This is a genomic window from Magnetococcales bacterium, from assembly GCA_015228935.1.
Classification (GTDB): Bacteria; Pseudomonadota; Magnetococcia; order Magnetococcales; family DC0425bin3; genus HA3dbin3.
In genome coordinates this window covers 1-6,580 of record JADGCO010000161.1, presented here as the reverse complement: position 1 = coordinate 6,580, position 6,580 = coordinate 1, and the positions used below count along the sequence as shown (strand labels likewise).

5 protein-coding genes are annotated in these 6,580 nt (G+C 54.6%); all 5 read left to right on the top strand.

Features of this window, described 5'->3' with window-relative positions:
* The coding region (locus HQL65_19995) for a ferrochelatase (protein ID MBF0138519.1) at positions 1–231 on the top strand (231 nt) is incomplete at its 5' end.
* A 397-nt stretch (positions 232–628) separates the two neighbouring features.
* Positions 629–2,605, top strand: a complete 1,977-nt coding sequence (locus HQL65_19990) for a methyl-accepting chemotaxis protein (protein ID MBF0138518.1) — start codon at positions 629–631, stop codon at positions 2,603–2,605.
* 160 nt (positions 2,606–2,765) lie between these two features.
* Complete coding sequence (locus tag HQL65_19985) at positions 2,766–3,119, top strand: hypothetical protein (protein ID MBF0138517.1); 354 nt, start codon at positions 2,766–2,768, stop codon at positions 3,117–3,119.
* Between the two features lie 137 nt (positions 3,120–3,256).
* The gene (locus HQL65_19980; protein MBF0138516.1) at positions 3,257–4,846 is read left to right on the top strand and encodes a Re/Si-specific NAD(P)(+) transhydrogenase subunit alpha; all 1,590 of its coding nucleotides are present in this window, start codon (positions 3,257–3,259) and stop codon (positions 4,844–4,846) included.
* A 12-nt stretch (positions 4,847–4,858) separates the two neighbouring features.
* Positions 4,859–6,253 carry a Re/Si-specific NAD(P)(+) transhydrogenase subunit beta gene (pntB, locus tag HQL65_19975; protein ID MBF0138515.1) on the top strand — a complete coding sequence of 465 codons (1,395 nt, stop codon included), beginning with the start codon at positions 4,859–4,861 and terminating at the stop codon, positions 6,251–6,253.
* The last annotated feature ends 327 nt before the right edge of the window (positions 6,254–6,580 follow it).

Here is a 6,580-nt window from a genome sequence, read left to right as displayed (position 1 = left end):
ACTGTCTTGAAAAATTTGCCGGGAGAAGGCATCCGCTCCGTGGCGGTGGTGTGTCCGGGCTTTGTTGCCGACTGCCTGGAAACCCTCGAAGAGATCGACAAGCAGGGACGGGAAATGTTCCTGCATGCCGGTGGTACACATTTCCATTACATTCCCTGCCTGAATGATCACCCGTCCTGGTTGGCGGCCTTGACCGCCATGGTCCGGAACGAGCTGGCTGGGTGGATTTGATTATTAATTTTTTTTAATGAATCAAGTGTTTTAATTGCAAGATAATATTTGCATATTGATCGCGGCAGGAATGGAAAGCAGTCTTTTTCAAATTTTGGCCATTGCGCATTTGGGACGGGCGCTTTATTATTTCCAGGTCATGCGGCGGGCTTTCAGAAGAGGAATAAGGCAGAGATGCGGGCAAGGTTATTCGGGGAGAGGGAAATCTTGCCTGCCCGGCCATGACTTGGCCCGGGTGTGTATTCATCATACTGTCAATCTTGGTTTTCAGTCAAAAACATTGAATAGTTAAAACCATCGAGGACCGGGTTCTGTATCGATATGTTGCATGAACATGCCGGGAACGGGGAATTCCAGGTATGTTCAGGATCGTTATGATTTAAGGGGAGGGGGGGCAGTGGGTGTTTCTTTCAAGAAGCGGCTGATCGGCATCAAGTACAAGTTTTTATTGCCATTTGTCTTTCAACTCAGCGTCGGATTGGCGGTTTTGGGATGGATTGCCTTTCGCGCAATTGAAACAGCAGTTGTTGATGCCGCATCGCATGCCATGGTGAACGACTTGCAACAGAAGGGCCATTTGACGGAAATGTTTCACAACAAGGCTCGTAATGACCTGTTGTTGATCATGGAAAATCCTGCCTTTGAGGAGTATTTTCAGCTTACCGAAAGCCAGGAGAACCGTTTTGATGCCTCTGGCGTCATCCAGTTTTCTCCACGCCAGCAGGAGCTACTGGAACGGTTGGACCGCATGATCATGGCCGTTCAGGAACGGTTTCCCATTGTGGAGACGTGTCTCATTGATCGCTCCGGTCAGGAACATTTGCGGACCACCTTCGGCAAACCGGCTGCCAGGGAAGACTATTCCAGCAAGGAAAATTCATCTGAATTTTTTCAACCCACCTTCGCCAGGAACAAGGGGGAAGTCTTCATTGCGTCGCCGTATATGTCGCCGGATGCCAAAAAATGGGTTTTTGCCTACACATCTCCCATCGTTCTCGGCGATGGCAGCAAACCGGCCTTTTTTCATTACGAAATACCGGTAGCCATGTTCCAGGATGTGTTGCATGAAAACAAGCATGGCAAGGATGGAGGTGCAAGAGAGCTGTATCGTTTTCTGATGGTGGATAAGGACGGGTTGGTCATTGCCGATTCTGCCAATGTTTTCAATATGGAAGCACGTCCTGAATCGGGAGGAGGAGCCAATCCGGAACCCAGGTTGGAAGCGTATCTTCCGGCTGTTGCTTCACTCTATCCCACGCAGGATTTTGCTGCCATAACGAAACAAATGCAGGATGGCAAAGAGGGAAAGGGAGAGTTTATCCACAATGGCAAACACTACTACGTTGCCTATCAGCCAGTCATGCCGGAATTGGGTTGGAGTATCGTGGCCATCAGGCCCTTTTCAGCCCTGTTGGAAGGCAAGACCACGTTGTCAGATATCAAGGCGTTGATTCTCCTGACAGGTGTGACAATCCTGTTGATCGCCACAATCACCATCTGGTGGTTGGCAGGGCTGGTGGTGCGACCTTTACAGGATGCCCTGACCACCGCCAGTTTCATGGCCGGTGGAAATCTGACCAAACGCATCGAAGTGACTACCAATGATGAAACAGGCCAAATGGCCGTGGCCATGAATGTCCTGGCCGATCAGCTTGGTGAAACTTTTGATCGCATTCGCGGCATCACCATGGAAGTGGCCGATATTGCCGGCCATGTGAATGAACGGTCACAATCGCTGGCAAAAAGTTCTGGATTCCAGTCGGATACCGTGGAAAAGCTGGCGCGGTCCATCAACGGTATTGCCCAGATGGTCCGTCTCAATAATGATAATGCGCACAAAACAGAAAAAATTGCCGCAGAAACAGCCAAAACCGGAGATATCAGTGTGGAGGATGCGGCACGCGCCGTCGATGTGATGCGGCAGATTCGCGAGCGGGTCACCGTGGTGAAAGAAATCGCACGCCAAACAGATTTGCTCGCCCTGAACGCCGCCATCGAAGCGGCCCGGGCAGGCGAACATGGCAAGGGATTTGCGGTCGTGGCGGCAGAGGTGCGGAAACTGGCCGAACATAGCCGACAAGCCTCCGAAGAGATCGGTGAGTACTCGGATTCCAGTGTCGAAACAGTCAACCACACAGGCGTGACGATCCGGCAGGTGGTGGAGGATATACGCATGACGGCCGGGCTGGTGCGCGAAATCAGTACAGCCAGCGCCAGCCAGACAAAGGGCGTCGAGGATGTTCTGCAAGAGATCGACGGTGTCGAAAAAGCCATCCGCGAAGACTCGGCAGCCATCGGAGGCTTGGCGCAGGATGCAGAGCGACTCGCAGCCCGGACCCGGGAATTGTTGAAAGCCATATATGTGACCAAATGAAATGAAAAGAAGCAGAGCGACTCGCAGGTGTAATCAACCTGTTTCCCGACAGGTCCACGAGTTGTGGTGGGCGTTGATGTCCCATGCAGCATGCGTCCATTCAAAATGGAATTTACAAATATAACGTGTAAATCGTGGACTTCTCCCTGGCAGATGCCTTATGCTCAATCCCCGTTGGCTTGAAAAAGAGAGTGATCGCTCCGAAGGCGGAAGCATTCCCGGTCACATGCATGGTTTTGTGGATTGTTCCCACTTTCCCGCCACCGTGACAGAAACGGCTTCAGGATACAAAGAGTGTGACATGACCTGCGGTATCGACGAAATTCTTCAGAAAACTCAAACCACCCTCGATGACTCCCTGCACGACCTGATCCAGAATCTGGCGGCTGATTACAATCTGGAAATGGATCCCAAGACAGTTGCAAACACGCCGCAGGCCAGAGAACTTCATGGTGCCATGCAGACGTTCGCTGTCTGGCTGATCCATGGACGTAACCAGTCAGGCATGAAGTAAACCTGCCCTGGTTTTCTGGTGCCCATTGCCAGGGAGTCGGTTGCCGGGCCGGTTCGTTCCCGTTCCAGAGATCGTCTGGTGAATTGTACATCCCTGTTCAATCAGGCACTTTTTCAAACATCCCAGTGGTGACGCAAATGAAAATTGGTATTCCGAAGGAAATCCATCCCGGAGAAAAACGGGTGGCGGCGACGCCTGACTCGGTGGTGCAGCTCGGCAAGCTCGGCTTTACCGTACTCGTGGAGGCCGGTGCGGGTGATGAGGCCAAGTTTACCAATCAAAGCTACCAGAATGCCGGCGCAGAAATTGTCCCGGATGCCAAATCCCTCTGGGCAGCCGCCGATATCGTCCTCAAAGTGCGTGCCCCCATCCAGCACACACGCCTGAAACGGCATGAAGCGGATCTCCTGCGGGAAGGGGCCACGTTGATCAGCTTCATCTGGCCGGCGCAAAACAAGGAGCTGCTGGATCGTCTGGCCGCCCGCAAGGCGACGGTCATTGCCATGGATGCCGTGCCCCGCATCTCCCGCGCCCAGAAAATGGATGCCTTGAGTTCCATGGCCAACATTGGCGGCTATCGGGGCGTGATCGAGGCAGCCAACCAGTTCGGGCGCTTTTTCACCGGACAAATCACCGCCGCCGGCAAAATGCCCCCCGCCCTGGTCATGGTCATCGGGGCCGGCGTGGCCGGTCTGGCGGCCATCGGTGCGGCAGGCAGCCTCGGTGCCGTGGTGCGCGCCTTCGATACCCGCCCCGAAGTGAAAGAACAAATCCAAAGCATGGGTGCCGAATTCCTGGAACTCGATTTCGAGGAGGACGGGACCGGTGCCGGTGGCTATGCCAAGGTCATGAGCGAAGCCTTCATCAAGGCGGAAATGGAACTCTTCGCCCAACAGGCCAAAGAGGTGGATATCATCATCACCACCGCCCTGATTCCCGGCAAACCCGCCCCCGTCCTGATCACCGCCGACATGGTCAAATCCATGCGGGAAGGGAGTGTCATCGTGGACATGGCCGCTGAAAATGGCGGCAACTGCGAACTGACCGAACCCGGCAAAATCGTTGTCAAACACGGTGTGACCATCATCGGCTTTACCGACCTTCCCAGCCGCCTGCCCACCCAGGCCAGCCAGCTCTATGCCACCAATCTGCGCCACCTGATCTCCGACATGTGCAAGAAAAAAGATGGGCAATTGCACTTCGACATGGAAGATGATGTGGTCCGCTCCAGTACCGTGGTCCACAATGGCGAAATTACTTGGCCACCTCCACCCCTCAAAACACCGGTTTCTGCGCAACCCCAGGTGGGAAAAGCCCCCTTGCGTCCCGCACCGGTCAAACATGAACCCACCCCGGAAGAGATCGAACAGGTCAAAAAAGAAAAAAACAAAAGCATCGCCATGGCCATGGGTGGTGGGGCGCTGGCCCTGCTGGCCATCGGTGCTTCGGCACCGCCGGCCTTTCTCTCCCACCTGATCGTCTTCGTGCTGGCCATCTTTGTGGGTTATCAGGTGGTCTGGAATGTCACCCCGTCGCTGCATACCCCCCTGATGAGCGTCACCAACGCCATCAGCGGCATCATCATCATCGGTGCCCTGCTGGAAATTTCCGGTCCGCCGGGCAGTATGGTGACCTTCCTGGCCAGTGTTTCGGTACTGATTGCCATGATCAATGTGGCCGGCGGTTTCCTGGTCACCCACCGCATGTTGAAAATGTTTCGCAGATAAGGGGGTCTGACCATGTCACCAGGAATTCTTTCGGTATCCTACATCGCCGCCAGTCTGCTGTTCATTCTCAGCCTGGGTGGCCTCAGCAACCAGGAAACGGCACGGCGCGGCAACATTTATGGCGTCATCGGCATCACCATTGCCATCCTGGCCACCGTTTTCAGTGGCAAGGTGACCGCTTTTGGCCTCCTGGCCGTCCTGATGATCGCCGGCACGGCCATCGGCGCTCTTCTGGCCTCGCGGGTCGAAATGACCCAGATGCCCGAACTCGTGGCCATTTTGCACAGCTTTGTGGGACTGGCCGCTGTCATGGTGGGCTTCGCCAATTATCTGGATGTCTCCCATCCCCTCGTCGGCACAGAACGAACCATCCATATGGTGGAGACCTATATCGGTGTCTTCATCGGCGCGGTCACCTTCACAGGCTCACTGGTCGCCTATGGCAAACTGCGCGGCATCATCCCCAGCAAGTCCTTGATGCTTCCGGCCAGACATGAACTCAATTTTGTCCTGCTGCTGGTGGTCATCTGGTTCGGAAAATATTTCGTTTTTCCGGTCTCCCACGAACATGGCACCCTGTTCCTCCTGCTCAATACCGCCATCGCCTTTTTCCTGGGTTGGCACCTGGTGATGGGCATCGGGGGTGCCGACATGCCGGTGGTGGTCTCCATGCTCAACAGCTATTCGGGCTGGGCCTCCGCCGCAACCGGCTTCATGCTCTCCAATGATGTTCTCATCGTCGTGGGTGCCCTGGTCGGCAGCAGTGGTGCCATCCTGAGTTACATCATGTGCCGGGCCATGAACCGCTCCTTTGTGAGCGTCATTCTCGGCGGTTTCGGGGTCGAAGGCGGCACGACCGTTGGTGACGACGGTCCCAAGGAGGTCTTCCCCATCAGTGCCGAAGAGGTGGCCGATCTGTTGCGTGATGCCAAGGAAGTGATCATCGTCCCCGGCTATGGCATGGCCGTCGCCCAGGCCCAGCATCCCGTCTATGAAATCACCAAATTTTTGCGGGATCGCAAGGTCAATGTCCGTTTTGGCATCCATCCCGTGGCCGGTCGCCTGCCGGGACACATGAACGTTCTCCTGGCCGAGGCCAAGGTTCCCTATGACATCGTTCTGGAAATGGACGAAATCAACAAGGATTTCCCGGAGACGGATGTTTCTCTGGTCATCGGTGCCAACGACATTGTCAACCCCAGTGCCCAGGATCATCCCGGCAGCCCCATCTATGGCATGCCGGTCCTGGAAGTCTGGAAAGCCAAAACCTCCATCGTCCTGAAACGCAGCATGGCCACCGGATATTCGGGTGTGGACAATCCCCTGTTCTACAAAGAAAATACCCGCATGCTCTTTGGCGATGCCCAAAAAACCATGGAAGCCGTGCGCGACGCCCTGCGCGGGTGACGTCTCCGTTTCGAACTTTTCGAAAATCCAGGATGCAAATCAACGGGGAACCTCGTGGTTCCCCGTTTTTTTCAATTTTTTTTTCAAATTAACCTTTAATTAACTTTTCATTTACATTCGACTAACCTGGCGACGGGTATTCTCCTCCGAAACAATCACCATTTCGGAGAAGTGACCCTATGCCTGTCCCACGCAGCGTACCGACTCTCGCAACCTGGCAATTTTTGTTGCCTCCGCTCCAATGGTGGCATCGGGTCACGCCTGCCACTCTCAACCCATCTTCGCAGCTTTTCCCATTTTTCGAGCTGCTTTTGAGATGATTTCAAG